Source organism: Pseudoalteromonas luteoviolacea (assembly GCF_021654285.1).
In the GTDB taxonomy this organism is placed as follows: Bacteria; Pseudomonadota; Gammaproteobacteria; order Enterobacterales; family Alteromonadaceae; genus Pseudoalteromonas; species Pseudoalteromonas luteoviolacea_J.
On sequence record NZ_JAKFZS010000002.1, the window covers coordinates 239,474 to 266,191 of the forward strand.

General features: G+C 42.2%; 29 protein-coding genes. 16 read left to right on the forward strand and 13 right to left on the reverse strand.

All coding sequences use genetic code 11. The features are described from left to right. Positions 1–7 precede the first annotated feature (7 nt). The 4 genes from L1077_RS02420 to L1077_RS02435 are packed head-to-tail and all read right to left on the reverse strand — an operon-like array spanning position 8 to position 3,398. Positions 8–751 (reverse strand): HugZ family pyridoxamine 5'-phosphate oxidase, encoded by a 744-nt coding sequence (locus L1077_RS02420; RefSeq protein WP_237135446.1) that lies wholly within the window; start codon positions 749–751, stop codon positions 8–10. Then, positions 744–1,541: a heme ABC transporter ATP-binding protein gene (locus tag L1077_RS02425; protein ID WP_237135448.1), complete on the reverse strand. Its 798-nt coding sequence runs from the start codon at positions 1,539–1,541 to the stop codon at positions 744–746. The genes L1077_RS02420 and L1077_RS02425 overlap by 8 nt, the downstream gene beginning before the upstream one ends. Further along, the gene (locus L1077_RS02430) at positions 1,534–2,583 is read right to left on the reverse strand and encodes a FecCD family ABC transporter permease (protein WP_237135449.1); all 1,050 of its coding nucleotides are present in this window, start codon (positions 2,581–2,583) and stop codon (positions 1,534–1,536) included. Before L1077_RS02430 ends, L1077_RS02425 begins: the two co-directional genes overlap by 8 nt. Further along, positions 2,580–3,398, reverse strand: a complete 819-nt coding sequence (locus tag L1077_RS02435; protein ID WP_237135450.1) for a heme/hemin ABC transporter substrate-binding protein — start codon at positions 3,396–3,398, stop codon at positions 2,580–2,582. The genes L1077_RS02430 and L1077_RS02435 overlap by 4 nt, the downstream gene beginning before the upstream one ends. Positions 3,399–3,640: 242 nt before the next feature. Here L1077_RS02435 and L1077_RS02440 point away from each other — a divergent pair, with 242 nt between their 5' ends. The 6 genes from L1077_RS02440 to tyrA all read left to right on the forward strand — a co-directional run bounded on the left by L1077_RS02440 (position 3,641) and on the right by tyrA (position 9,363). Then, on the forward strand, positions 3,641–5,728 hold the full coding sequence (locus L1077_RS02440; protein WP_237135451.1) for a TonB-dependent hemoglobin/transferrin/lactoferrin family receptor: 2,088 nt from the start codon (positions 3,641–3,643) through the stop codon (positions 5,726–5,728). A 277-nt stretch (positions 5,729–6,005) separates the two neighbouring features. Continuing rightward, on the forward strand, positions 6,006–6,254 hold the full coding sequence (rpsP, locus tag L1077_RS02445; protein ID WP_023398624.1) for a 30S ribosomal protein S16: 249 nt from the start codon (positions 6,006–6,008) through the stop codon (positions 6,252–6,254). A 17-nt stretch (positions 6,255–6,271) separates the two neighbouring features. Next, a complete protein-coding gene (gene rimM / locus L1077_RS02450; protein WP_237135452.1) occupies positions 6,272–6,805 on the forward strand; it encodes a ribosome maturation factor RimM in 534 nt (177 codons plus the stop codon). Then, a complete protein-coding gene (gene trmD / locus L1077_RS02455) occupies positions 6,805–7,569 on the forward strand; it encodes a tRNA (guanosine(37)-N1)-methyltransferase TrmD (protein ID WP_237135453.1) in 765 nt (254 codons plus the stop codon). Before rimM ends, trmD begins: the two co-directional genes overlap by 1 nt. 33 nt (positions 7,570–7,602) lie before the next feature. Next, positions 7,603–7,962 (forward strand): 50S ribosomal protein L19, encoded by a 360-nt coding sequence (gene rplS, locus L1077_RS02460; protein WP_039608679.1) that lies wholly within the window; start codon positions 7,603–7,605, stop codon positions 7,960–7,962. 255 nt (positions 7,963–8,217) lie between these two features. Beyond that, positions 8,218–9,363, forward strand: a complete 1,146-nt coding sequence (gene tyrA, locus L1077_RS02465) for a bifunctional chorismate mutase/prephenate dehydrogenase (RefSeq protein WP_237135454.1) — start codon at positions 8,218–8,220, stop codon at positions 9,361–9,363. A 79-nt stretch (positions 9,364–9,442) separates the two neighbouring features. Here tyrA and L1077_RS02470 read toward each other — a convergent pair whose 3' ends face one another. Next, positions 9,443–10,597, reverse strand: a complete 1,155-nt coding sequence (locus L1077_RS02470) for a chorismate mutase (RefSeq protein WP_237135455.1) — start codon at positions 10,595–10,597, stop codon at positions 9,443–9,445. 311 nt (positions 10,598–10,908) lie between these two features. Here L1077_RS02470 and L1077_RS02475 point away from each other — a divergent pair, with 311 nt between their 5' ends. Beyond that, positions 10,909–13,887 carry a bifunctional diguanylate cyclase/phosphodiesterase gene (locus L1077_RS02475; protein WP_237135456.1) on the forward strand — a complete coding sequence of 993 codons (2,979 nt, stop codon included), beginning with the start codon at positions 10,909–10,911 and terminating at the stop codon, positions 13,885–13,887. Here L1077_RS02475 and yciH read toward each other — a convergent pair. Further along, positions 13,884–14,213 carry a stress response translation initiation inhibitor YciH gene (gene yciH / locus L1077_RS02480; protein ID WP_237135457.1) on the reverse strand — a complete coding sequence of 110 codons (330 nt, stop codon included), beginning with the start codon at positions 14,211–14,213 and terminating at the stop codon, positions 13,884–13,886. The genes L1077_RS02475 and yciH overlap by 4 nt on opposite strands. 145 nt (positions 14,214–14,358) lie before the next feature. Here yciH and L1077_RS02485 point away from each other — a divergent pair, with 145 nt between their 5' ends. The 4 genes from L1077_RS02485 to L1077_RS02500 all read left to right on the forward strand — a co-directional run bounded on the left by L1077_RS02485 (position 14,359) and on the right by L1077_RS02500 (position 18,513). Further along, positions 14,359–14,664, forward strand: a complete 306-nt coding sequence (locus tag L1077_RS02485) for an STAS domain-containing protein (protein WP_039608683.1) — start codon at positions 14,359–14,361, stop codon at positions 14,662–14,664. 16 nt (positions 14,665–14,680) lie between these two features. After that, on the forward strand, positions 14,681–16,330 hold the full coding sequence (locus tag L1077_RS02490; RefSeq protein WP_237135458.1) for a SpoIIE family protein phosphatase: 1,650 nt from the start codon (positions 14,681–14,683) through the stop codon (positions 16,328–16,330). Between the two features lie 153 nt (positions 16,331–16,483). Then, entirely contained in the window at positions 16,484–17,143 is a 660-nt protein-coding gene (locus L1077_RS02495) for a GAF domain-containing protein (RefSeq protein WP_237135459.1), read from the forward strand. Between the two features lie 176 nt (positions 17,144–17,319). After that, a complete protein-coding gene (locus L1077_RS02500) occupies positions 17,320–18,513 on the forward strand; it encodes an amino acid aminotransferase (RefSeq protein ID WP_063360221.1) in 1,194 nt (397 codons plus the stop codon). A gap of 101 nt (positions 18,514–18,614) precedes the next feature. Here the strand turns inward: L1077_RS02500 and L1077_RS02505 are convergent, their stop codons facing one another. Further along, positions 18,615–18,926, reverse strand: coding sequence for a YebG family protein (locus L1077_RS02505; protein ID WP_237135460.1), 312 nt, complete (start codon positions 18,924–18,926; stop codon positions 18,615–18,617). Between the two features lie 214 nt (positions 18,927–19,140). On the opposite strand from L1077_RS02505, the gene L1077_RS02510 reads away from it, so the two are divergent. Then, positions 19,141–19,434 carry a ComEA family DNA-binding protein gene (locus L1077_RS02510; RefSeq protein WP_237135461.1) on the forward strand — a complete coding sequence of 98 codons (294 nt, stop codon included), beginning with the start codon at positions 19,141–19,143 and terminating at the stop codon, positions 19,432–19,434. A gap of 16 nt (positions 19,435–19,450) precedes the next feature. Here L1077_RS02510 and L1077_RS02515 read toward each other — a convergent pair whose 3' ends face one another. Together L1077_RS02515 and dsbB are read right to left on the reverse strand one after the other, a co-directional pair. Next, the gene (locus L1077_RS02515) at positions 19,451–19,753 is read right to left on the reverse strand and encodes a hypothetical protein (protein ID WP_063360218.1); all 303 of its coding nucleotides are present in this window, start codon (positions 19,751–19,753) and stop codon (positions 19,451–19,453) included. Positions 19,754–19,766: 13 nt separating this feature from the next. Next, positions 19,767–20,273, reverse strand: a complete 507-nt coding sequence (gene dsbB, locus L1077_RS02520) for a disulfide bond formation protein DsbB (RefSeq protein ID WP_237135462.1) — start codon at positions 20,271–20,273, stop codon at positions 19,767–19,769. A gap of 483 nt (positions 20,274–20,756) precedes the next feature. Here dsbB and fadR point away from each other — a divergent pair, with 483 nt between their 5' ends. Both fadR and L1077_RS02530 read left to right on the forward strand, forming a co-directional pair. Beyond that, positions 20,757–21,470 carry a fatty acid metabolism transcriptional regulator FadR gene (fadR, locus tag L1077_RS02525; protein WP_063360216.1) on the forward strand — a complete coding sequence of 238 codons (714 nt, stop codon included), beginning with the start codon at positions 20,757–20,759 and terminating at the stop codon, positions 21,468–21,470. Positions 21,471–21,698: 228 nt separating this feature from the next. Next, entirely contained in the window at positions 21,699–22,304 is a 606-nt protein-coding gene (locus L1077_RS02530; protein ID WP_023398641.1) for a peroxiredoxin C, read from the forward strand. A 66-nt stretch (positions 22,305–22,370) separates the two neighbouring features. Here the strand turns inward: L1077_RS02530 and L1077_RS27415 are convergent, their stop codons facing one another. The 4 genes from L1077_RS27415 to smrB all read right to left on the reverse strand — a co-directional run bounded on the left by L1077_RS27415 (position 22,371) and on the right by smrB (position 24,438). Next, positions 22,371–22,496: a hypothetical protein gene (locus L1077_RS27415; protein WP_269199990.1), complete on the reverse strand. Its 126-nt coding sequence runs from the start codon at positions 22,494–22,496 to the stop codon at positions 22,371–22,373. 1 nt (position 22,497) lies between these two features. After that, entirely contained in the window at positions 22,498–22,743 is a 246-nt protein-coding gene (locus L1077_RS02535) for a hypothetical protein (protein ID WP_237135463.1), read from the reverse strand. A gap of 172 nt (positions 22,744–22,915) precedes the next feature. Then, positions 22,916–23,716, reverse strand: a complete 801-nt coding sequence (locus tag L1077_RS02540; protein WP_063360214.1) for a response regulator — start codon at positions 23,714–23,716, stop codon at positions 22,916–22,918. A 167-nt stretch (positions 23,717–23,883) separates the two neighbouring features. After that, entirely contained in the window at positions 23,884–24,438 is a 555-nt protein-coding gene (gene smrB, locus L1077_RS02545) for an endonuclease SmrB (protein WP_237135464.1), read from the reverse strand. Positions 24,439–24,521: 83 nt separating this feature from the next. On the opposite strand from smrB, the gene prmB reads away from it, so the two are divergent. Together prmB and aroC are read left to right on the forward strand one after the other, a co-directional pair. After that, complete coding sequence (gene prmB / locus L1077_RS02550; RefSeq protein WP_237135465.1) at positions 24,522–25,457, forward strand: 50S ribosomal protein L3 N(5)-glutamine methyltransferase; 936 nt, start codon at positions 24,522–24,524, stop codon at positions 25,455–25,457. A 146-nt stretch (positions 25,458–25,603) separates the two neighbouring features. Continuing rightward, the gene (gene aroC, locus L1077_RS02555) at positions 25,604–26,704 is read left to right on the forward strand and encodes a chorismate synthase (RefSeq protein ID WP_237135466.1); all 1,101 of its coding nucleotides are present in this window, start codon (positions 25,604–25,606) and stop codon (positions 26,702–26,704) included. Positions 26,705–26,718 lie beyond the last annotated feature (14 nt).

A 26,718-nucleotide genomic window follows, 5' to 3' on the forward strand; every position in this document is an offset into this window, starting at 1 on the left:
TCAGGCCCTAATCTTGCTCAGCCTCAGAGCTAAGCGCTTTGCGTGCTGCCTTGGTCAGTCTAACAAGTTCCATTCTCACTGCTTTACTATCCATACACACGTTTTCAAACTGAACATAGTAGTTTTTGTCGTTGGCGCGAAGATAGCATCCATCAGGGACAATGGTTGTCATGGTGACATCGTCAGCTTGTACTTGGTGGATCAGATTCAGCATAAGTTGGTTGGCATCAGCATGGTCATCATTCATATGCTCAACCATGCGCTTTTCATCTTCTAGTGTCCATTCTGGCGCTTGTGCATGCCATTCGTTTTCTTCTATCCAAAAAATATGACCAAATCCACCGATATAACGAACGCGTTTTACTTCCATGCGCCATAACTGAAAGTCATGGGCTTGGCGGTAAGATATGGCTTCAGGGTATTGACGCTCATAGCGCTCAAGTAATGCTTCTGACTCTTCAGCTGGCACCGGCGCTGCATCGCCAACGACAGTGACTCGTGCGTGTGCATTTTGGTCACCTTGATCAGCAGCATCGAATACGGTCGCACACATGCGGCTATCTTCAGTAAGGTTTCTTGAATGTTGTGCTATCCCTGCAATATAAAAAATCAGCCTACCTTGATTGTCCGTCATAAAAGGAGACACAGATCCAAAAGGGTAGCCCTGTAGGTTTTTAGAAATAGTTGAGATCACACAGACAGATGACTGTCTTACTAAGGTGCGTGCTTCAAAAGCGGCTTGTTCACGCATTGGAGGCTCCTGTTAGCGGTTCTGAAAAAATCATAGGGATTTCAAAGCTGGGGTGCAAGTTAATTTGCATGCCAGCACGGTATATTGGTTGCAACACCTCAGGGCGTAAGACATCCTGTGGCTTGCCGTCGTGATAGATGACGCCATGGTGTAGCAGTAAAATTCTGTCAGCATATAATGATGCTAAGTTTAAGTCGTGTAATACAGCAATGACGGTATTACCTTGCTCTGCAAACGATTTCGCTTTGCTTAAGGCCATATGTTGATGATGCAGATCCAATGCCGAGGTTGGTTCGTCCAGTAACATCAACTTACCTGATGTTCCTGGTTTATGTGCATCAAGCTGCGCAATGCAACGTGCAAATTGCACACGTTGAAACTCACCGCCTGATAGTACGGTAACATCTCTGTCAGCTAACGCTTCTAGAGACATTTGCAGGATAACCTCATTGACCACTTTAGCCTGTGCTGATCTAGTCTCGTGATAGGGGTAGCGCCCCATTGCAATCAATTCTGCAGCACTAAAAGCAAAATTGACGCGGTTGTTTTGCAGCAGCATGGCGCGTTTGGTCGCCAGTTGCTGTGGGTCAAGTTGATGGATCCGCTGACCGTGGAATAACACATCACCTGAGTAGGTCAGATCATCACATATTGCGCTCAATAAGGTCGATTTACCCGCGCCATTCTCTCCAAGTAAGACAATAAATTGACCTTGCTGCGCAGTAAAAGACACGTCGTGAATAATGCGCTTGTTGCCGCGCGTAATCGAGATATTGTTGCACTCAAGCATGAGCACCTCGCTTTTGCTTCACTAATTGATAGATAAAAAATGGCGCGCCAAATAGCGCTGTGACAATACCTATCGGTAACTCAGAGGGGGCGACAATCAGGCGTGCTATCCAATCAGCAAGTAACATTAATAAGCACCCTAAAAGCATGCTCAGAGGGAGCATTTTTCTTAGATCTGGACCCACTAATAAGCGCGCGATATGGGGAACAACCAATCCAACAAAGCCAATCATACCCGCCATAGCAACGGCACCACCGACACCGAGCGCAACGAGAAAGACAACTTCGGTTTTTAGGCGTTTCACATTCACACCTAGATGTCTTGCATCTCTTTCGCCAAGCATCAGTGCGTTTATTTGGCGTTTCTTCAAAATCAACATGATGGTGCTGATGATGATAAGAGGAGCGCCGTAAATCATTGCTGACCAACTCGCGCCGCCTAAAGATCCCATCTGCCAATAAGTCATCAAACGCAATGAACTGTCGTCAGCAAAAAAGCTGAATAAGCCGATTATGGCCATGGCAATTGCATTAATGGCGACGCCTGCCAATAATAATGTCGTGATTTGAACCTGACCTTGATGATTGGCTAGACGGTAAATGACAGAAGTGATGGTTAATGCACCTACAAATGCGGCAGGTGCAACCATTGCTTCATTAATAAAGCTGACTTTGGGCGCGAGTGCGATAACGGCAATGGCAGCGACCGCTGCGCCACCTGTGACGCCCATTAAACTGGGGTCGGCTAGCGGGTTGCGACATAGCGCCTGCGTTGCAGCGCCGCTGCAAGCGAGCACGGAGCCAACTAAAATGGCGAGTAGCAATCGAGGTAACCTAATTTGTGATACGACACTCATTTGCAGCTCATTAATATCCATTGTCATGGCATCGGGTAATAACCAAGCGATGGGCATTTTCCAATCCCACCCAACAGGACCGCTACTGAGAGAGAGCCAAGCAAGGCCAAACAGCAATAAGCCGCTCAACCAATACCACTTTAAATGTTGATTTGAGTTTAAAAGGGGAAGTGCGGTGTTGCTCATAATGCCTGCTTACGATGAAATGCGTCTAGTTTGGCAATGGCTTCAGGTAATCGTGTAGTCATACCGAGTGCCATTAGAGAATCCATAACTAATAGACGACATTCCTTCGCAGCTGGGATTAAAGCAAGGGATGCTTGCTGACAAAACTTTTCTGGGCCGCCTGCACCATAGACAACATGACTGGGGGCGACGATAAAGTCAGGGTTGCTGACTAATAGAGATTCACGGTTAAAGGGCTTAAAACCATTATGTACCGCGATATTTTCAATGCCTGTATAATCAAATAAGACATCTGGTACAGTCTCTTTTCCTGCGACCATCACACCTCTTTCACCAGCAGAGAGAATAAATAATGCCTTCGTACCTGAGCGTTTAGATTTACTTGGCAATTGCTTTTTTAAAGAGTTGATTAGCTGTTCTGCTTGAGGCTTTTTGTTGAGATCGGTTGCAACTTCGGTGATAAGAGAAAAAAGCCCTTGAACATGCTTTGGCTTTTCATACAACTTGAGTGGCACTCCAGTGCTTTTAATTTGCGTGAGTACTTCAGGGCGGCCAGCGCCTTCTAGGGTCAAAATCATAGTTGGCTTTTGCGATAAAATACCTTCTGCGGCCAAATCACGATAATAGCCAACCTTTGGCAGGGTTGTTGCTTTTGGTGGCCATGTACTTGAGGTGTCTACTGCAACGACAGATTCACCTGCATTGAGCGCATAGACGATATCTGTAATGGTGCCACCTGCGACGACCAAGCGTTCTGCGTTTGCAGCGAAGCTACTCAGCATCAGTAAAATACCAATATAAAGGGTATGTTTCATTGTTCTCTCACGTGTTAATTACTTGAGTTTTTGACTCGTTACTGCACGTTTGAAGGGCAGTTTGAGCGACTAATAAATCCCTTATGAGTCTGTGTATCCAATGACGGTAATAATACATTCTCAAGGAACTAAAATCTACATGATTATAGAAATGCAAATAATTATCGTTTGCGATAGTTTAAAAATACCTTTATAGTGCACAGCGAAATTTATTCGTTCTTCCTGTTTGAGGTTAAAAGATAATGTTTAAACAAACTACTATTTCGCTAAGTATTGCAGCTGCGGTCTTTACTGCGCCAAGTTCAGTTGCGGAGCAATTTGAGAAAGACAGCGAGGTTATCGTAGTATCAGGGTCACGTATTGAGCAAAAGCTTGAGGATGTTGCGGGCTCTGTGAATGTTGTCACCGAACAAGAAATTGAACGTGAGTTAGCAGTGGACTTAAATAGTGCATTTAAGTATCAAACAGGGATCACAACTACGGGCTCAACTGGTGAAGCCCAAGCGCTCAATATTCGTGGTATTGGTGGAAATCGTGTTGTTTACGTCAAAGACGGACGCCGCTTGAATGATGCTTATTCTGGTGGTGGTAGTCTAATTGTTGGTCGAGGGTATTTAGACGTCGACAATGTAAAACAAATTGAAGTTGCCAAAGGTGCAGCCTCATCTCTATATGGCTCGGATGCGCTGGGCGGTATTATTGTCATAACGACTAAAAACCCATCTGATTATTTAGCTGGTGAGAATACCTTTGCTCAAGTCGGGCTTGGTTTTAATGGCGTAAGTGATGAAACGAGTTTGAGCGGAACTTTTGCAGCTCAATTAAGCGAAAATAATGCTTCTTCAATACAGATCACTCGCCGAGATGGTGAAGAAGTCCAAAACTTCAATGATTCATTAGATGCTTATGAATACTTATCTAACGCGGCGATTATAAAATCAGAGTTCACGTTATCAGATACTTCATCTTTGTTAGCTACGATTGACTTGTTTGAACAAGAGTATAAGCAAGTGATCACACCAAGTATGTATGAAACGGTAGATAATAATGAAAATGTCTCTTTTTCACTTCAATTTGATACCAATGCTGGTACCGCATTTTATGATAATTTGAATGCACAATTATATGTGAGTGACTTTGATCAGCAGAGCGACCAAATAAGAATGGGCTATACAGGCACGTCAGTATCTCACAATGATTATGGTTTCGAGCAGACAATTTTTGGCACTCGATTAGTTTTAGATAAGCAATTACAAACAGGTAATATTGCACATCAAATAGTATATGGCATTGACTATGATAGCTACGAAACTGCAAGGCCTCGAGTAAGCACGGTTAAAGACTTGCAAGGCAATATTATCAGCGCTGATGTGTTTAAGCCGACATTTCCTGGTGCAGACACCACAATGCTAGGTATCTTTTTACAGGATAATATTACTCTGATCCCAGATGCTTTGACTCTGAATGCTGGATTAAGATTTGATAATTATGATATGAAGGCCAAGCATGATGATTTATATCAAGGCAGTGAGTTTGGCGATTACAGTGAATCTGCATTATCACCAAAACTGGGTCTAATTTACTCCTTTAATGATAACCTAAACCTTGTTGCGCAATATGCGCGTGGTTTTAAGATCCCACCGCATGACTTGGCCTACCAAAGTCATGGTGTACCTACACGATATCAGATTATACCTAATGCAGATCTAGAATCTGAAACCAGTGACAGCTTTGAATTTGGTATGAAAGGGCACTTTGAAGACAAGCAGTTTTCTGCAACGTTCTTCCAGTCTGTGATCGACGACTTTATAGGTACTACTGTCGTTCGAATGGAGCCGGGCCCAAGCCCTACCTCGCGACCTGTGCCTATTATGCAATATCAGAATGTGGCTGAGGTAGAGCTTAAGGGGTTTGAGACTAACTTATCAGTTTGGATAAATGACAACCTCTCTTTTGATACTGGTTTGACTTATATTCAAGGCAAAAATAAAGAGACTAATGAGTATGAATCTTCGATTAGTCCGCTTAATGGCTTTATAAAGGCGCGCTATGAGGCGGATACTTGGTCTGTCACAACCGCATTTAAAGCGGCTAAGCGAATGACAAAGGTACCGAATGAGACAAGTGCCAAGACGTCTGGTTGGGGCACTGTTGATATATTTGCTGATTATGATTTAGGTAAATGGAAACTTAATGCCGGTATTTTTAATTTGCTAGATAAGGAATATATACCTTATGAAAGTGTTGCGGGACTAAAAAATACCACAGATCTGTCTGAGTATACTCAATCAGGTCGTTATTTTGCAGCCAACGCTCGATTTACTTTTTAAACGTAAACACTCTCCCTGATGCCATGTGGGTTGATCCTGAGTGGCATTGTTTAAAAAGGGTGTAACCTAGTTATGCCCTTTTTTATGTTATTTACGGCATGAATCATGTAGTTAAATGGCATGGGCTTAGGCCTAAAATAAATTAGGTATGTCAAGATTGAGAATTAAATCTAAAACATACTTGCATTGTTGAGAAAAACTCGTACAATTCCCCAGCTTCCCGTAGTGGGAAGTTATATCTTATTAATGAAAACAGTCAATCTATGTAGAGGACGGTATGGTAACTATTCGTTTGCAACGTGGCGGCGCTAAAAAGCGTCCATTCTATCAAATCGTGGTTGCGGATAGCCGTTTCTCGCGTGACGGTCGTTTCATCGAGAAAGTAGGTTTCTTTAACCCAATCGCTTCTGGTCAGGAAGAAAAAATTCGTCTAGATCTTGCTCGTGTTGATCACTGGGTAGGTCAGGGCGCATCTCTTTCAGATCGCGTAGCTAAGTTAGTTAAAGACGCTCGTAAAGCGGCTTAATAGGCGTAAGTGTAACCATGAGTCAAGATAACACCTCGACACTTGTTGTCGGCAAATTAGGTGCCCCTTATGGTATTAAGGGTTGGCTTAAGGTGCATTCATTTACTGATGATCCCCAAGGGATCTTCGATTTCAGCCCATGGTTGATAGGGCAACAAGGTAAATGGCAAGCACTTGAAGTGAGCGACTGGCGTCGCCACAACAAGGGTTTCATCGCTAAATTTGCGAACATTAACGACCGAGATGAAGCAATGGCTTATACCAATGCTGAAATCGCCGTTAATAGTGAGCAGCTTCCTGAATTACCTGAAGGGGAGTTTTATTGGCGAGACTTAATTGGTATGACGGTTGTAACCAATAAAGGTTATAACTTAGGTCATGTCGATGACCTTATGGAGACTGGCTCAAATGACGTTTTGGTTGTGAAAGCAAACAAAAAAGATGCATTTGGTCAGGCTGAACGCTTAATTCCATTTTTGACAGATTCTGTCATTGTTGAAATTAAGCATGAAGAACGTGAAATTACGGTTGATTGGGATCCAGCATTTTAATGAGTGAACAGCAAAAACTTTGGGTCGGCGTTGTCTCGTTGTTCCCTGAAATGTTTGATGCAGTTACTCAGCAAGGTGTAACTGGTCGAGCTGTGAAAAACGGTTTGATTGAGTTCAGTTGTTGGAACCCAAGAGAGTATGCGACTGACAAGCATCGTACTGTAGATGATCGCCCTTATGGCGGTGGTCCAGGTATGTTGATGATGGTAGAGCCGCTTGAAAAAGCCATTCTAGATGCAAAAGCTGCAGCTGGTCATGGTGCAAAAGTAATTTACATGTCTCCACAAGGGCGCAAACTAGACCAACAAGGCGCTGCTGAATTGGCAACGTCTGAAAAGTTGATTTTAGTTGCGGGTCGATATGAAGGTATAGATGAACGGATCATCGAGTCTCATGTAGACGAAGAGTGGTCCATCGGTGATTTTATTCTCAGTGGTGGCGAATTGCCCGCCATGACACTTATTGACGCAGTTGCGCGATTAGTGCCAGGTGTGCTTGGTCACAATCAGTCTGCTGAGCAGGATTCATTTTCGGATGGCCTGTTAGATTGCCCTCACTATACTCGGCCTGAAACATTGGATGGAAAGCAGGTCCCTGCTGTATTACTCAGTGGGAACCATAAAGAAATTGCAAAATGGCGCTTAAAGCAGTCATTAGGCAGGACTTGGCTACGCCGTCCGGACTTGTTGCGTAACCTAGCTCTGACTGAGGAGCAAGCAAGGCTTCTCGCTGAATTTCAGCAAGAACATGAAGCTTGTGGCTAGAAGACAGTTACTCCTAGGAATGTGAGAAATAAAATGGCAAAAGTAAACCAAAATATTATTAAAGCGCTTGAAGAAGAGCAGCTTAAAAAAGACGTACCAGTGTTCGGCGCTGGTGATACAGTAGTTGTACAGGTACGTGTAAAAGAAGGTAACAAAGAGCGTCTACAGGCCTTTGAAGGTGTTGTAATCGCTAAGCGCAACCGTGGCCTTCATTCATCTTTCACTGTTCGTAAGATTTCAAGCGGTGAAGGTGTTGAGCGTGTTTTCCAAACACACAGCCCAGTGGTTGATAGCGTTACAGTTAAGCGTCGTGGTGCGGTTCGTCGTGCTAAGCTTTACTACTTACGCGAGCGTTCTGGTAAATCTGCACGTATTAAAGAGAAACTTAACTAATACGCGCATACTACCTATGCTTAACAAACAGACCGCTTTATGCGGTCTGTTTGGTTTCAGGCTCTCACTTTTTCAATATTAGCCACCAAACTCACTTCAAAACACTTTCTTATTTTCTACTTAGTATAAAACTCCTGCGTTTGTACCCTACAATAGTATGAAGAAACAAATTGACGCTTTCTTAATAAAATTCGTCCTGTTAGACTGGGTGTAATTTATTATTTACTGGTGTAAATTAAGGTTTACGGTATGGGAATGAGAGAGAACTTAAGCCTAGATGAGCTGCGCATACAGATAGACCGTTGTGACAGTGAACTGGTGAGCTTACTTGCTGAGCGAAGAAGGCTGACCGAACAGGTAGGTCAGATCAAACAACAAAAGGGCGCTGCGTTACATGCTCCAGACCGAGAGGCGGCATTGATCGCTGCTCGCCGTCAGCAAGCTGAAGAGAAAGGTGTCAACCCGGAGTTGGTAGAAGATATTTTGCGTCGTATGATGCGTGAAGCTTATGAAAACCAACAGAGTAAATTGGCATGTGCAGCGCCACAACTTTCACCTATTGTTATTGTCGGTGGTCAAGGTGCGATGGGCCAACTGTTTGCAAAACAGTTTAAACGTTCAGGATATGAGGTAAAGATACTCGATAAATCGCAACAAGCGGATGCCAGCTCAGTGTTAGCAGGCGCTAAACTCGTGCTGGTGAGTGTGCCGATAAATAGTTTAGATCAAGTGATAGCGGACCTGCCGCCATTAGATCCTGAATGCATTTTGGCAGATATTACCTCTGTTAAGCAAAGCCCTTTAAAAAGTTTACTCAATAAACACGCAGGCCCAGTGGTTGGGTTACACCCTATGTTTGGACCTGATATTTCACATTGGGTTAAACAGACAGTTGTTGCTTGTCATGGCCGTGATGAGAACGCATGCAGTGGATTATTAAAACAGCTGCAAATATGGGGATGCCATATTGTGCCAATGGAAGCGAAAAAGCACGATCAAGCAATGCAGATTATTCAGGTTATGCGCCACTTAACAACATTTGTATATGGACAGTTTTTAGCGAAGCAATGTCATACGTTAGAGGAGCTGCGCAGTTGTTCCTCACCTATTTATCAATTAGAGCTGATGATGGTTGGTCGATTATTTGCGCAATCTCCTGAATTGTATGCGGATATTATGCTAGCCCAGTTTGAAGATGTCGAAGGGCTACTTGCAAGTTATCAAGACACCTTTGAACAAACACTTCAGAGGTTAAAACAAGGTGATAAGCAAGCCTTGATTGATGGCTTTGACAAAGCACAAACTTATTTCTCAGACAGTGCGCATACCTTTTTAGCGCAAAGTCGCGGGATTTTAAATAAAGCCAATGATGCGAAAGTGTTAGATGAGCTTGCTTCTTAAATTAAAAAAGCGCTATGTATATAGCGCTTTTTCCACTGTTTTATTCTATTACCCGTTCACAAAAACCTACGGTTGATGATTAAATTGGGTCTACCGCTTTGAGCGACTCACTTTGATAACAGCCGAGTATTCTTACCGTTTGTGTGTGTGCTTTAAGGGCTTCAAGTGCTTTTTGTACAATTGGATCAGCAATGTTTGCTTGAAGGTCAACATAAAAAACTTCTTCCCAAGGGTTGCCTGGTACTGGGCGAGATTCAAGTTTCGTCATGTTGATACTATTCTCTTTAAACACCATCAATGCATCGGCCAGTGAGCCCACATGCTGTTTGGTTGCCATAATAAGGCTTGTTTTAGTAGGTATTTGGGTAGAAACTTGTAGTGGTTTTCTCGCCACAACAATAAAGCGACTATGATTTTCAGCTTGGTTAGCCAATTCGCTTTTAATGACTTCTAAACCTTGGGCTCGACCAGACTGTGCAGAACCAATTGCGGCGCTTTGCTCGCATTCTCCAGCAAATTTAATAGCACTAGAGGTTGAATCACAGGTTTCATGAATGACATCCGCCAAGCTTTGAAGGAATCGACTGCACTGGGCAAATGGCTGAGGGTGAGCAAATATTTTTTTCACATCTTTAAGCTCAGTGCCTGGTTGTGCGAGCAGGCAATGCTCTACGCTGTGTGTCACTTCTCCAACGATAGATACTTGTGCGTGCTGCATTAGATCAAAGACTTCGTTGATACTGCCTGAGCTGGTATTTTCAATTGGTAATATACCGAAGTCAGCTTTACCATGTTCAACAGAGGAGGTGATCTCTTCAAAAGATTGGCAACCAAGTTCGACGACTTTACCTGGGCGACGACTAAAATACTTGTGGCATGCCAGCTGGCTATAAGAGCCCTGTCCACCGAGATAAGCTACGCGGTGGGTATCATTGACTGCATCTGGGTTTAAACTCTTTTGTAATAGTGCCTGCTGATTAAGAACCGAATCTTCTAAGATAACTTGGAAAACGTTGTTGATATAAAAAGGGTCAAGACCTAAAGACTTTCCGTAACTGATGAGCTTTTCAAGTAGTGCCAGCTCTCGCTCTTCATCTCGAATTGGCTTATTGTTGTTAATCTTATACTCCAGCACTCCGTGGCTTATTCTTCTGCGCTTAGCCAGCAGCACTAATAGCTCAGAGTCTATTTCGTTAATCTCTGTTCTCAATGCATTTAATGTATCTTGCGTCATGGTCCTCACTCCCATTTTGCCAAAAAAAAAGCCTCCCAGATGTTGGGAGGCTTAGCTATTCGTTTTCACGCGCAAACAGTTAAGCCTCTTCACCTAAAGAAGCTAAAAAAGAAAAAATAGCGGCGCGTAAAATAGTTCATAATTTGTTCGTTTTCATATTTACAGTGTTATCATTATTATTAACACAGATATTAAGGCAATTACAACAAGGTATTTTAAATTATACCAGAAATGCATTGGCTACGGTTTGTGTGATCTGATATATTCAAGACAATATATGAAAAAAAACATAACTAGGTAAAGAGTTTATCGTGGGCAACCGTCGTCCTCCTTCGCGTTTTGGTGCTAATTCTCTAAGTGTGAAATTATCAATTTTGATTTCCGCCGTATGTGTTATAGCGGGGGTATTTGCTGCTGCTTTGATGTTAAAGTCTGAAGAGAAGCACCTGATAGAGGCTGAGTTTGTCCAACTGCATGATTTAAGCGAGCAAATGCTGCAACAATTTGTGCAGTACTTAGAGCTTAAAAAAAACTTGGCTCAGCAAACAAATGTCGTTGTGACAAAAAAGTTGCTCCCCGTTACCAGTTTGCCCATTGATGTTGAAGTGCCAGTCAACACTCTTGATGGCAAGGTACACAGTGTTGCTGCAAATGGCATGTCTGCTGCGTACATATTAAAAGAAACACTATCCGATACTGACAAAGCGTTGTTTCAAAAATCCGAAACGCTTTGGAATACGTTGTCTCCGATATTGCTGCAAGACTTTTTCAACTTTTATATTTACACCACAGAAGACTTTGTTCGCATAGCACCACCCAACTCCGTGCTATTGGACAGTGCACAGAATCGGCAAGCGAATATTCACGCCCAGCCGCTTTTACGCGAAGAATTAAACCCTACTAGAGAGGCTGTGTGGTCTGACGTACATCATGATCCTGTTTGGAATAAATGGGTTGTGAGCATTTTGGTACCACTTTATGAAGGCGATGAGTATAGAGGGTTTACAGGCAGCGATTTAGAGCTTGAAACATTACTCTCTCACTTGCCAAAGCCAACTTCAGATCAAAGTTATATAATTTTTGATAAACAGGGGCGAATTGTCTCTGCACCTAATTTAATTGATGCCACAGACAACCCTGAATTACAGACAAAAGAAGCGTTGCCAAAAGCGATCCAACGGGTCATTGATACAGCGCTTAAGGTGAGGTTGCCAAGCTATCAAGATGAATTTATTCATGATAAGGCTGGTCATATCGCTAATGTAATGCATCTTGGCGAGCTAGATTGGTACGTTGGTATGTATAAGCGCAGAGATACTGCTTTATATGCACTTGAAGAGCTAAAGGTTAAGTTTTTTGGGTTATTTGTTTTATATGCCGCCTTTGTCGCTATGTTGCTACATCAAGTAATTTACCACCTGATTTTGAAGCGCATAAACCAGCTCGTTAAGGTGTTGATCAGCTTTGGTCGCGGTCAGTGGGACCACCCTAAACTCACAGATAGTGATGATGAGATTGGACTCCTTAATGCGTCATTCAATGATATGAGTGATGACATTAAAAAATTAGTAAATGGGTTAAACCAACGTATTAGTGAAAAAGAAATTGCTGAAAAAGCTGCAAATCGTCTCTCTAAAGCGGTTGCTTTCTCTGGAACAGGTGTGGTGATAACCAATGAACGTTTTAAAATCGAATATGTGAATCCAAAAATGGTAGAGATGACAGGGTTTCCTGAGTCTCACTTTTTGGACTCGCCACTGCTTGGTATCATTTCCAATGAAATGGCGATTTTAATCGATGACATCGACTTTGATTTGAAAAGTCGAAATTACTGGCGCGGTGATACGCTGTTGCAAAGCAGTGACAATGAGCAAATTTGGGTCAGTTTGAGTATTTCTCCAATCAGAGAAAATGGGGGACGTATTTCAAGCTATGTTGCATCGGCGCAAGATATCTCTTTTGTCAAAGAAAGCCAAAGAAAAATGGAGGAGCTGGCTTATTTTGATACGTTGACTGGACTCGCTAATCGCACCTTTTTCCGTATGCAATTGCGAAAGTCTATGGCGCTGGCGTCTCGCGGACATTATGCATTTGCGCTGTTTTACTTTGATTTGGACGAGTTCAAACGCATTAACGATACACTGGGCCATGATGCTGGAGATAGGTTGTTAGTAGAAGTTGCAGACAGACTGAAGCAACGGCTCAGAGCGGAAGATACCATTGCCCGTCTAGGCGGTGACGAGTTTGCTGTTTTACTCAGCGGAATAAGCACGCGAGATAATGCAATGGATGTTGCCCACACTATCCAAAAGACGTTAGGTCAGCCAATATTACTGGGTAATAATGAGGTGATAGTGAGTGCGAGTATCGGTATTACGCTTGCACCATTTGATAGTCAAGAAGAAGAGCAGCTGTTGAAACATGCAGATTTGGCTATGTATGAAGCAAAAGCTAAAGGACGAAATACGTTCCACTTCTACTCGAAGGAGTTGAATGCGGCGGCAAACGAACGTCTACATATAGAAAACGAGCTCCGACAAGCCATAAAAAGTCAGCAGTTTTCGCTGCAATACCAGCCTCAAATTGACAGCCGTACAGGAAAAATAGTGGGCTATGAAGCGTTGATCAGATGGAACCATCCCACTGAAGGCAATATTCCACCTACGAAGTTTATCCCTATAGCTGAGGCAACTGGTTTGATTGTTGAAATTGGCACATGGGTGCTAAAAGAAGCATGTCGCTTTTCCGCGGTACTCAAGTCCAAAGGCTATACGGCAGATATTTCAATTAACCTGTCTGCTCGACAATTTAAAGATTCAAACTTAATAGAGACTATTTCTCAAACTTTAAGCGAAGTGGGTCTTCCTCCGTCAATGCTGCACTTAGAGCTAACTGAAAGTATGCTCATGGGGGATGTAGAAGCTGCAATCGAGCAATTGAAAGAAATGAAAAAGCTAGGTGTATCCTTGTCCATAGATGATTTTGGGACGGGTTATTCCTCATTGAGTTATTTAAAACGTTTCCCTGTTGATGTGCTTAAAGTGGACAGGTCATTTGTGAAAGATATACCGCAGGATACGAATGATATGGAAATTACAGCGGCTATCATTGCGATGGCGCAGAAGCTCAGTATGAAAGTCGTAGCCGAAGGTGTGGAAACTGCTGAGCAGGTCGCTTTTTTGCAGCGTAATAATTGCCACATTGTGCAAGGTTACTACTATAGTGCGCCACTGACAGAGCAGGGGGTATTTGCGCAAAACCCAGATATAATGAAGGTAGCAGGGAATTAACCCCCTGCTATTTTTACTTTAAACCCTTGTGCAACCAGTAAGCCTTTAAGCTTTTCTCTGTCGTCACCCTGAATTTCAATAATGCCTTCTTTGACGGCACCGCCTTGTCCCATTTTACTTTTTAATGATTTAGCCAGCTTTTTCAAGTCATGTTCGCTTGGGTCTATGCCGACGACTAACATAACACCTTTACCCTTTCGTCCTTTGGTTTGACGCTCGATACGAATATGACCATCTTTAAACAGCTTAACGTCTTGTTGTGGCTGCTCGTCTTCTGGTTTAATTCGACCCAGCTCGGTAGAATATACTAAACGACCATCTGACATTGCTTACTCCAAACTAGTTATCTTATTTTGGATACTAACAAAAAGTGTTTTGTGTCGTTATATTTTTTTGGCGAAATTACGTAATACGATTATATTTAAAACATAAAGATGGATAACAAAACCAAATTTAGAGTAGGAGCTTGCAATGAGCCTGAGCAAAAATGCTTCAGCTGACGGAAAGACCTTAACAATTCAGATTAAAGGGAAGTTTGACTTTAATTTAGTGCAATCATTTCGCCAAGCATATGCCGAAGTGAACGATGAAACTGAAAAAGTCGTTGTTGATTTGCGAGATACAGACTACATGGATAGTTCAGCATTGGGCATGTTGTTAAATATGAAAAAAACGCTCGGTGATTCAGTTGGTAGTATTCAGATCAGCAATTGCCGACCACAGTTAAAAAAGATATTGCAAATTTCAAGATTCGATAAAAAGTTTGAAATAGACTAGCAGAGCTTAATTTAGCATGCTTATTTTAGTGGTTGATGATCAACCCCTTAACTGTAGACTGCTCACAGCTATGCTTGAGCAGCAGCATTATGACGTTCTGGTAGCGAATAACGGTCAAGAGGCTTTGACTTTGTTACATCAACACGAAGTTGATATTGTGCTGTTGGATGTCATGATGCCAGTGATGAATGGTTTTGAGACAGCGCCAAAAATAAAAGAATACGCAGGAGATGTGTACCTCCCTATCATTTTTATTACCGCACTTGAAGATCATGCTAGCTTTGAGAAGTGCCTCCGAGTTGGCGGAGATGACTTCATTCACAAGCCGTTTGATAGAATTATTCTGTCCGCCAAGATTAGAGCGCATGCGCGCACCAGAAAACTCAGTAAAGAAGCGAACGAGCAGAAAAAATTACTGGAGTATCACTACAATCAGACCGAACGCGAACATGAAATCGTAGAGCACATTTTTCGCAATGCGCTATCAGGGCAAGAGAAGTTTGATAGTTTGTGTGATTTTCACCTCTCTCCCGCATCCATGTTTAACGGAGATATGTTCCTTATGGCAAAAAGTCCAATTGGCGGGTTTTACTGTCTATTAGGGGACTTTACTGGTCACGGCTTAGCTGCGGCTGTTGGTGCTTTGCCAGCCTCACGCATTTTTTACACTATGGTGCAAAAAGGGATGGCAGTGGGTGACATCGCCACAGAGTTAAACAGCTCATTATATACCCTATTACCCGGCCATATGTTTTGTGCAGCTGCAATTATTGAGCTCAGTAGTTCAGGTAAAAATATCTCAGCGTGGCTTGGCGGGTTACCCGACGTTTACCTAGTCAATGAACAAGGTCGTGTTTTAAAAACGGTTGAATCTCAACATATGGCGTTAGGGATACTCGACGATGATGAATTCGAGAGGACCATACTGCACTTTGAAGTCGATAAGGGAACTCGGCTCGTTATGGCAACTGACGGCATTATTGAGAGTGAAGGGCCTGATGGAGAGATGTTTGGAGAAGGGCGTTTCATAGATACGTTGCAAAGTACGCCCGCAATCACCACACAAGAGGTCATTGATAAAGTACGTAACTATGCGCAGCATGCTGAGCAGCAAGATGATTTGAGCATTGCGATTATCAATTGTTTGCCAGCGGAATTAGAGCATTCAGGTGAAACGCATTATTCATCACTGCCTTTTGAGGTTAATGTCTCCTTGGATGCTGAGCAAATGAAAGTGACTGATCCTGTATTGGAAGTGGTTAATGTGCTTAGTAATGTTGAAGGTGTGGATGCACACCGTTCGAACATATTCTTGCTATTGTCTGAGGCATATAATAATTCTTTGGATCACGGGGTTTTGGGGATCAGTTCAGAGTTAAAAAACCAAGAAGATGGATTTTTAGAGTACTACACACAACGCGCTGATGCGCTTTCTAAGCTCACCGAAGCTACTATTGAAATTGCAGCTTCTTATAGCCCCGAAAAAAGGTCAGTCACTTTTGATATCAAAGACTCAGGCAGAGGCTTTTCTCAACCTGAATTACCAAGCGATAGTACATTATCCAATGAGCATGGAAGGGGGGTTCAGTTACTCTCAGAAATTGCTGATAGTGTCAGTTACAATCGAATTGGAAATGAAGTTAAATTGGTCTATTCGTTGGATTAAGCAGCTCCACCTATCTATTTATTAGAATTGAAATTTTTTTACGATATCCCCTTTCTTTTTACTCCCAATGATAAAAAACATGCTTGTGCCTATAGGCAAAGGCGCATTTGCGTGTTAAATTGCGTTTAGATATATAGATGTTTGGATGGCTAAATGATTTCTGCATACTTAGATAAAACACAAACTTCCCTTGACCATACACTTGTCCAATCAGAGCTTGATGCACTGGATGCTTATTTGGCGTCACATCAAACTCAAACGATCTGGTCTTTTCAAATACCAGAACTCGGTGAGGGGGGAAGTTGTAGTTTGTTTGGTCACTTACAAGAAGCGCCATTTGAATTGGAAACGATCATAGAGCGAACGCAAGAAAATGACGTTTTATTGTCTAAGCTTCAAACAATCGTCGAGTTTGTGACTAAAAAAACTGGCGTAGAGTGGTTCGGTATTTATCAGTCAAGACAAGTTGACGATGAGCAACAATTACTTAAGCTCGCGTATAATGGTGCACCAAGCCGACCACTATTTCCTATCAATGAGCAGTTTGCAGCAACATCCAATAATATCCAAACAGTACTTTCTGAAAAGTCTCGCATTATCAATAATATTCCTGAATATATTGCGCAGGGTGGCGAGTATTATACCTGTGACCCAAAAGTACAGGCGGAGGTTTGCCTACCGCTGTTAAATGACAAGCTTGATTGTATCGGGATCATCGACGCAGAGGCTTTTAGTAAAGACTTTTTTACTGCTGACAATTTATCTGTACTTGTCGCGGCTTGCATGAAAATAACGCATTACCTTCCAAAGTAACAAGGCTCGTGTTCTTGTTAAATTGTGGTAGTATTATGGCAACTATAACCCCCACAATTGTTACGTAATATCGAGTTAAATACTTATATAAATAGAGGCGAGCTTGCAAAGGTGTGAGCGATTTTTCGTCTCTTTTGAATTTTGTGCGTATCAGTTTTAATAGGAATAAAATACACATGTTTTCAGAACTAAAACCATTACCAACAGATCCTATTTTGGGCCTAATGGCAGCTTATAAGCAAGACGATAACCCTAACAAGATCGATTTAGGTGTTGGTGTATACAAAGATGAGCAGGGTGCTACACCAGTTTTAAAAGCGGTTAAAAAAGCAGAAGCATTTCGTTTAGAAAACGAAACAACTAAATCGTATATTGGATTAGCAGGTAATTTAGATTTCTGTACAAAGATGGAACAATTGCTATTAAGCGATAGCCATACAACTTTACTTGCCAATCGCGTTCGTACCGCACAAACACCAGGTGGTACAGGTTCATTACGTGTTGCAGCTGAGTTCATCAAGCGTTGTAACAAAGATGCGACAGTATGGGTAACTACGCCAACATGGGCAAACCACATTAGCTTGTTTGAAGCGGCTGGCTTAACGGTAAAAGAGTATCCGTACTACGATTATGAAAACAAAGGTCTGCTTTTTGACGAGATGATCGACACGCTTAAGCAAGTACCAAAAGGTGATGTTGTTTTAGTGCACGCGTGTTGTCATAACCCAAGTGGTATGGACTTAAATGCAGAGCAATGGCAAATTTTTGCAGATCTTGCTAAAGAAGTAGGTTTCACGCCATTAGTTGATATTGCATATCAGGGCTTCGGCACTAGCTTAGATGAAGATGCAAACGGTCTTCGTTTATTAGCTCAGACAGTAGAAGAAATGATTATCTGTTCTTCTTGCTCTAAAAACTTTGGCCTGTATCGCGAGCGAATTGGCGCATGTTCAATCATTTCAAAAGACGCGGCGAATGCGGATGTTGCAAATTCAGTATTGTTAAGCGTTGTTCGTAGCATTTATTCAATGCCGCCAGCACACGGTGCTGATATTGTAAATACGATTTTATCGAGCGACGAATTAACACAGCAATGGCATCAAGAACTGGCTGAAATGCGTGACAGAATTAATGGCCTTCGCAGCTTGGTTAAAGACAGTCTTGAGCAAAGAAATACAGGACATGACTTCTCATTCATTGAGCGTCAGCACGGTATGTTCTCTTTCTTAGGTATTAATAAAGCGCAAATCGATCGTCTTCGTGAAGAGTATTCAATTTACATTGTGGGTTCTAGCCGTGTAAATGTTGCTGGTATTAGCCACAGTAATATTGATTACTTTGCAGATGCTGTAGCGTCAGTATTGAAGTAATCTCACAAGATATTTCAAGTATATTAAAACGCCGAGCTATATTGATAGGTCGGCGTTTTTGCGTTTTTGGAACGAATAAGCAAGTATAGCTTAAGGCAGTATTATGCTTGTTTAATAGCAGTCACCTTATCATCTTCAACGTCGGCTTTTTTAGTCGTTTTTTTCGGCTCTTTTTCTACTGTTGGCTTACTGCCTTTTAGTACAGAGATAAAGTCATCTTTGTATTTTGCCATTTCTAGCGCAAGAGACTCTACTTGTTGCTCGCTCAGTGGCACATCTACCTTATCTAGCATCCCTTCAAGCGCCTCTGCCACATCCAGCATTTTATCGTAGGCATCTGCCTCTTTTTTGCTAGTAAATGTCATTCGCTCTACTCCATTTCTTTCAACCACATACTTTACTATAACAGCCATGATCACCCTCCATAAAACACTGTTTTTTTATACAGTAAACTGTATTTGATTTTTTTGCAACTCAATCGCTGCCAATTAGACGATCCATATGAAAAAAACACAATGAAAATATTCTTAGGCATTTTACAAAAGTCAGTGATAAATCCTATGGTTAGATTGCTTAATCACTTTTTTAAGCATGATGAAACTCACAAACTGTTTAAGGAGAAATTAAATGTTAAGGCAATTATGGAATATTGGTTTTTTAGTACTTTTGCTAACTTTTAACAATGTGGTTCTGGCGCAAGCGGTAGAGAATATTGAAACGTCGACCCTACAGGTCAATGTGAATACAGCTGCAGTTGATGAGCTAATGAAATTACCTGGCATAGGCAAATCAAAGGCGCAAGCAATTGTGGACTCAAGGGAGCGAGAAGGATTATTTTTTAATATACAAGAGCTGGCAAGAGTGAAAGGTATAGGGACAGGGCTAATAGATAAAATAGAAGCCCATGTCGTATTGGAATAAATAGAGAAAGCAGAGCCTAATTTTGGCTCTGCTTAAATTCAGACAAAGCTTTATCTAAGTTTTTTAAAGCAAACTGTACTTCAATGGGCGCTGTTAAAAGCGGATATGCAATACCAGTGATAAGCAACACAGGTAAAAGTGACCAGCCTTCAAAGTAGGCAAGTGCCATGAATAAGGGGGTCAACAGAGCGAGTTTGCATACAGCCAATATGACCTTACTTTTTGCCGATAGCATGGAGATCGCTATTGCTTTAACTTGCTGCTTTTCACGTAAAGATAGCGACGCAAGTGCAGGAATTTGGCTTAGTCTAAAAATCATATATCTCTCTAATTTACTTCTTAAAAATAACCATAGGCGCAAAAATCAAAAAGCCAATGGCATAAATTGCAAAAATTACTTCCATCCAGCCTGGCATAGATAGTCCTGCAAATGACCAGTCTATGTTTGAGCAGCTACCTGTTACGGCAAAAAAAGATGGGATCCATTCATGCAAAGGAACAGGGAAGTTAGGTTCAAAAGAACAGGTAAAAGCAAAAGGATCTGTAGTGGTTTGCATATCAAGGTGCTGACGCGCAAGTAGCCACCCCCATATAGCTGATACACCCCATCCAGCAGTTGCAATTAATCGAACAAGGTAATTATTCTTACCGCAAAGCCCGACAAAGGCTGCGATTAAAACCCCTAACATTGCTGTACGTTGATAGATACACATCACACAGGGCTCTAGACCCATGGCGTACTGAAAGTATAGTGCAACGATTTCGAAAGTAAGCGCACTTAAAAACAATAAGCCCCAAGCTGTGGTGGTACGAGAAAAACTCGCGAGTCTATCAAACATGTCTGTCTCCTTTTTTGCCCGCTATTATGGCTATCTAGTGTCAATGCATCAAGCTATTTGCACCTTAATGTAGGTCACATTAAAGAGAGTAAATTACTTTTATCATGCTTTGTAAGTTATCAATTCGTTTAGTAAACAGATTGTTAGTCTATTCGTTTTTCATTTAGTTCCCACTTTGTACTCTATTGTTCGGTTGTTGCCACCTGCTAGTGACTATCTAAGATTAAGTGAGGCTATCCACAAGATTGTTGGTTTGATGTATTAAGCAAATTGCACTCTGCTATGAAGGAAACTAAGCAATTTGTTCCTATATGCTATCTAAACACGAATTACTCTGTCTTCATATCACTGTTGCGCTTGTTACTTTATATCCATCTGGTACAATCAGTAGATTAACGAGTTGCAGTATCATGCTGCGCCTGCTACCGAGTGTTGCTTGCGCTGAATGTATCTTGCCTTTGGTTGTAATTTAAGTGGTGCAAAATGAGAATTTTTAAAGCCAAGAGCCCAGCGGGATTTGCTGAGGAATATATAGTAGAATCGATTTGGAATGGAGAGTTTCCGCCGGGGTCGATATTGCCAGCTGAGCGTGAACTGTCAGAACTTATCGGTGTGACTCGTACAACCTTAAGGGAAGTATTACAGAGATTAGCGCGTGATGGATGGTTAACTATTCAGCATGGCAAGCCGACACGTGTGAACAATTTCTGGGAGACATCGGGTCTAAATATTTTAGAAGCACTTGCGCGTCTTGATGAAGATAAAGTCCCTGAACTAACAGATCAATTATTGTCTGCAAGAACAAATATTAGTGCAATTTATACTCGTGCTGCGATTAAGTTAAACGCTGAAAAAGTGATTGAGATTCTGGCGCAATACCAGGAGCTACCTGATACGGCTGAAGCATTTGCAGATTATGATTATCAAGTACATCATCAGCTTGCCATTGCAGGTGGCAATAAAATTTACGTATTGATTTTAAATGGCTTTAGAGGCCTTTATTCGAAAATCGGCTGCCATTACTTCTCTGAGCCGAAAATTCGTAAATTGACCAGAGAATTCTACCGTGATTTAACGGCATTGGCTGAGCAAGGCGACTTCGACAGAGCGATTGCGCTTATCCGTAAATATGGTCATCAGTCAAGCGAGCTATGGCAGGGTATTCGTGCCGACATGCCAAATGACATTATGGATTAATAATTTAAATGAGCCCCGTAAGGGGCTTTTTTGTGTCTAAATATTGGCCCCATCGAATTTTTAGATTGTACCTATCGGTTAATTCGATTGTTATTTTTCCTCAGAGCTGAATAAACTTAGGCAAATTTTTTCAAGGGGTTGTTTTTCGTAAACAGCGCCTCAATAATTAGAATCAAATTACAAAACGATTTGTATATTGGAACTAAACCTAACTATTTGGAGAAAACAATGGGTGTATTAGTTGGCCGTCAGGCTCCTGACTTTACAGCAGCAGCAGTACTAGGTAATGGTGAAATCGTAGATAGCTATAATCTACATGAGCGTATCAAAGGTAAAAAAGCAGTTGTATTCTTTTACCCACTAGACTTCACTTTTGTTTGTCCTTCAGAGCTTATCGCTTTTGACAAGCGTTTCGAAGAATTCCAAAAGCGTGGCGTTGAAGTGATCGGTGTTTCTATCGATTCTCAATTCTCACACAATGCATGGCGTAACACGCCAGTTAACGAAGGCGGTATCGGTCCAGTTAAATATGACCTAGTTGCTGACGTTAAACACGAAATCTGTCAAGCATACGACGTTGAGCACCCAGAAGCTGGCGTTGCTTTCCGTGGTTCTTTCCTAATCGATTCTGAAGGTAACGTACGTCACCAAGTAGTTAACGATCTACCTCTAGGTCGTAACATCGACGAAATGCTTCGCATGGTTGACGCACTAGCGTTCCACGAAGAGCACGGTGAAGTATGTCCAGCAGGTTGGACTGAAGGTAAATCAGGTATGGACGCAAGCCCAGAAGGTGTTGCTAAGTTCCTATCTGAAAACGAAGGCGAGCTATAATTAGCAGCTTCGACTTGTTTTAAAAACCCGCCTTGTGCGGGTTTTTTATTGTCATAAATCGCCACATCATGAGGTACTCTCTTCAAACCACTTTTGACTGATCATCTTGATGGTTTCTATCGAAAAATATGCCAGCAATAAGCTCACTACTGGCATCGCTAATAAGCTAATCAATGTTACTTCACTAAACATATTAGTTATCCTTTTTAGCCTGTGTTGTTTCAGGTTGGTCGATTTCGATGTCCTTATTGGTACGGATCAAACTATCTACTAGTGCCTTTTTAGTGTTTATTTTTAATTCCACTAAACTCGATTGAATGTTTTCACTCACTCGACTTTGCACATCACTTAACAAATCACTGCTAATCGTATTCGCGTTAGCTGAAGCTGACAGACCAATAAAAAGGCTAGTTGTAAGTACTTTAGTAAATAAGTTCATGCTGTTGTTCCCTTTGAATGTTTAGACGTAATAACTATTACAAAGGTTGTGCCAGCTTAGATTATATTTTTAAGGTATTGATATTTATGATTTTTTTATTTTTGGGAAGTTGGCCAAAACAGAGGGGTGGTCGATTTGGCCAAGGTTAATCGTTTAATTAACTAATTTATGGTTAATTTTGCTCTAACATTTGATAGATGAGCTGTTTTACGATATTGGGTTCAAACGGTTTATCACACATTGCATTGACACCTGATTGCGCAACATTTGCTAAATGTGTTTCATTGGCCTCAGACGTTACCATTAATACCGGCACATGGGCATGTTCATCTGAGCGACGAATTGCTTCTGTTAGTTCTTGTCCGTTGACTTCTGGCATGTTGAAATCGGTGACGATTAAATCGAACATGCTCTCATTTAATATGCTTAAAGCCTGAGCGCCATTTTCAGCTTCACTGATACGTGTTGCGCCAAGATTTTGCAGAACACGTTGAATGTGGTTACGGGCCAGCATGGAGTCGTCAACGACCAAAATTCGCAAATCTTGAATGTCGTATAAATCAAGCTCAAGCTCTTGTGGCGACAGTAAATCCAAGGTGGCGTTAATGGCTTTGCCTAAGTGCTCTTTGGTAAATGGCTTTGGCAAAATCGCAACAACCCCTGATTGCTTATAAGCTTCAAGCTGTTGCCGGCGAGTTTCACTGGAGACTAGCATAAAGGGTAATTGATGTTCACTGAAGTGCTCGTGAACATGGTCCAATAGAGCAAGTGCATCTCCATCTGCCAAGTAAAGAGTACAGATTATGAGATCCGGTAAATTCTGATTGAGTGCATCTATGGCGCTACTGACTGAATCGGCAAAGTCAATATTTTGCACGCCTTCATCTTTGAGCTCTTTGGCGATAATCTTACGTTGGGTCACTGAGGGTTCGACGAGTAAAATCGTCAGATCCGTACTGAGTAAATCGTTCATTTTAAACCTGAGGATAGAAACAGAAGCTAAATGTCTTCAGCCAGTACAATTTATTTACCTAACGTAGGCTTTTTTCATCAACTGGCTGCGCATGATTCAGGCTAATATAGCGTATTTGTAAACGGCAGGCTAGTTTGGATAATGGTTGCGTTAATGCTTGTTAACTTTTATCTGCGAAACTCAGGGTTTTGGGGTAAATCAACCAATATCAAAATGGCGCCTTTACCACCATACTCAAGAGGCGCTTGGTGCATAGCAAGAATATCAGGGTGTTGTACTAAGTAATGGGGCACCTTGTGCTTCAAAATACGTTCACCAATACCATGTACGATGCATGCGCAACTTATATGCTGTTTTTTACAGGCGTGAATAAGCGCAGCAAGCTCATCTTTGGCCGTTTCTTTATTCATACCATGCATATCTAAAATCAGCTCTGGTGCATAGTCACCGCGCCTTAACTGCTTTGCAAGGTATTTATCGGCACCCGGTCTGACAAAGTTGATGGTGCCATGAGTATCAATATCTGGTACGTATTCATCTGAAAAATAAAACTCAGCTTGATGTTGTTTCTTTTGCTCAGCAATCACTTCGCCTTTGAAGCGGGTGGCTTTACGTTCGTGCACCACAGTATCTTGCTTAAGGGGCTGTGTTCCGGAAATTGCATCACGGAATAAATCAAAGTCATCAGAGGCCATAGCTACTTCAGGGTATTCTCTAGTCATTCGTGCATTTTAAATAAAAAAAGCATAAAAACCTAGTCTAAAAACCGCTACAATGCGGCTATCTACAAAGTGTGAGAATAATCATGAGTGAATTAGCAATAACCAATGAAATCGCCCAAGAGGCTTATGAAGATCTGGTAACCATGCAAGATTGGCTGCGTTGGACGACAAGTCAGTTTGTTGCAAATGGGCTTTTTTATGGCCATGGTACCGACAACCCTTGGGATGAGGCGGTAAATTTACTCTTGCCAACGCTAAACCTACCGATAGATGCGCCAAAAGACTTAATGCAAGCTAGGCTGACTAGGACAGAAAAAAAGCGTTTAATTGAAGTTATCAAGCTGCGTATTGAGCAGCGTATGCCTGTGCCTTACCTTACTAATCAAGCGTGGTTTGCAGGTATGCCTTTTTATGTTGATGAACGCGTATTGGTGCCGCGCTCTCCATTTGCAGAGTTGATCACCCAACAGTTTCAGCCTTGGGTTCAAGCGCCAGAAGAAGTGACTCGTATTTTAGATATGTGTACGGGCTCTGCATGTATTGCGATTGCACTGGCTAAGCATTTTGAAAATGCACAAGTGGATGCCGTGGATATTTCATTTGATGCTTTGGCCGTAGCCGAAATGAATATTCACGACTATATGATGGACGAACGTGTATTTGCGATTCAGTCAGACGTCTTTAGTGGTGTGCCGGGTCAAAAGTACGATTTAATCGTCGCAAATCCACCTTATGTTGATGCTGAAGATATGGCCGATCTGCCTGATGAGTTTCATCATGAGCCTGAATTAGGCCTCGCGTCTGGTGACGATGGCTTAGATGTGACTCGAGTACTGCTTCAAGATGCGGCGGAGCATCTCACAGAGAACGGTATTCTATTTGTCGAGGTGGGTAATTCTATGGTACATATGGATGCATTGTATCCAGGTGCGCCATTTACTTGGCTTGAGTTTGAGCACGGCGGTTTAGGTGTGTTCATGATCAGTAAAAAAGAATTGGTAGCATACTTTAACGATTAAGCTTTGCTGTATATTGCCTGCAAATGAAACCTATTCATTGGCAGCTTGATACGGCAAAGTATGACAGTGGTGAACATTGTCACAACTTGGGGCATAGCCCCATTGAGGCTTTAAGCCAAAACCGTAACGAGGAATGAGGAAAGTTAATGGCAGGCAATAGCATAGGCCAGCTGTTTCGAGTGACAACCTTCGGTGAAAGCCATGGTACAGCACTGGGTGGTGTTGTAGATGGTGTTCCGGCAGGGCTTGAAATCAGCGAGGCTGACTTACAGGTAGACCTAGATAGAAGAAAGCCAGGTCAAAGCCGCTACACGACACAGCGTCGTGAAGGGGATGAAATTAAGATTTTATCAGGTGTATTTGAAGGCAAAACGACCGGTACAAGTATTGGGTTGCTGATTGAAAATACCGATCAACGCTCTAAAGATTACAGTAAAATTATGGACGTTTTTCGTCCAGGGCACGGTGACTATACCTATTGGCATAAATATGGTCATCGTGACTATCGTGGTGGCGGACGTTCATCTGCACGCGAAACCGCCATTCGTGTTGCAGCCGGTGGCATCGCTAAAAAATATCTCAAGCAAGTCCATGGTATTGACGTTCGCGCTTGTCTATCGCAGCTTGGGCCAATTAGAGCTGAGGTGTTCAACTGGGATGCGGTGGAGAAAAATGCATTTTTCTTCCCAGATGAAAGTAAATTAGACGCTTTGGATGAGTATATGAGAGACCTTAAAAAGCAAGGTGACTCAATTGGCGCCAAAGTGAAAGTAGTCGCTAAAAACGTGCCTGTGGGTTTAGGTGAGCCAGTATTTGATAGACTCGATGCTGAGCTTGCGCACTCTCTGATGAGCATCAATGCAGTGAAAGGCGTTGAGATTGGTGATGGCTTTGATGTGGTTGAGCAGAAGGGCTCAGAGCATAGAGACGAGTTAACACCCAATGGGTTTGTTAGCAATCATGCTGGTGGCGTACTTGCCGGGATCTCTACAGGACAAGATATTATCGCGTCGATCGCGTTGAAACCAACTTCAAGCATTACAGTACCTGGACAGAGCATTAATACTGCTAATGAGTCGGTAGAGATGGTTACTAAAGGACGTCACGACCCATGCGTGGGCATTCGTGCAATCCCAATAGCGGAAGCAATGATGGCCATTACAATTATGGATCACCTACTTAGACAGCGTGGACAAAACCCGCATGTCGAAGTGCCTCAAGGTCCTATCCCTGGGCAGGTTAAATAATGAAAGGCACCGAA